Here is a 719-nt window from a genome sequence, read left to right on the forward strand (position 1 = left end):
GAATTTTGTGAAAGTATTATGTCTAATAATAGAGAACTATTAAATTTTTATATAAAAAATATTGATTTAGTAGGATATGAAAGAAAAAAAGATGAATATATTAAATCAGAATCAGACTTTTTTTTATCAAAAACTATACTACTAGCATTAAAAGGAAGTTGGGAAGATGTTATAAGAAGAGCAGACATATATTTAAATAATCCATCAAAATCTTCTTATGATAAATATAAGTATATAGAATTTGAATATTTAAAATCATTAGCATTAAGAGATGAAATAAAAATGAGAGAATGTATAGATAAAATGCTTGAAAAGAAGGTAGCTAAAAAAATGTTGAATGATATGAGTACTGCATTTGGATTTTATTTGCATATATTTGTAATAATGTATGCTAAGATAGCGATGTATCATGGAATAGATTTGGGTATAGATCATGAAATAGCCCCAAAAGAATTGATAGATATAACTCCAGCTAAAGAATATCCAGAACCATATGAATTTATGAAAAAATTTGATTTAAATACAATAACAAAAGAAGAGTGGTTAGATTGGATATATGAATATCATTATGATGTGAAAGAATTAGAAGAATGGATAAGAATGGGAAGTTTTATTTAAAATTATATTTATAAATTGTTGTATTAATGGATACAGCTTATAAAAAAATGGTGAAATTAATACAGGTGAAGTAAAGAGATAATTAACTTAGAAAAAGATAA

Annotated in this window: 1 protein-coding gene; it reads left to right on the forward strand. The window is 23.4% G+C overall.

Annotated elements, in window-relative coordinates; translation table 11 throughout:
- Window positions 1-618, forward strand: a 618-nt coding sequence (locus AYC60_RS06860) for an Imm49 family immunity protein (protein ID WP_067322839.1), incomplete at its 5' end; no start/stop codon positions are given.
- Window positions 619-719: the final 101 nt, after the last annotated feature.

Origin of the sequence: Streptobacillus felis, assembly GCF_001559775.1 — a bacterium.
GTDB lineage: Bacteria > Fusobacteriota > Fusobacteriia > Fusobacteriales > Leptotrichiaceae > Streptobacillus > Streptobacillus felis.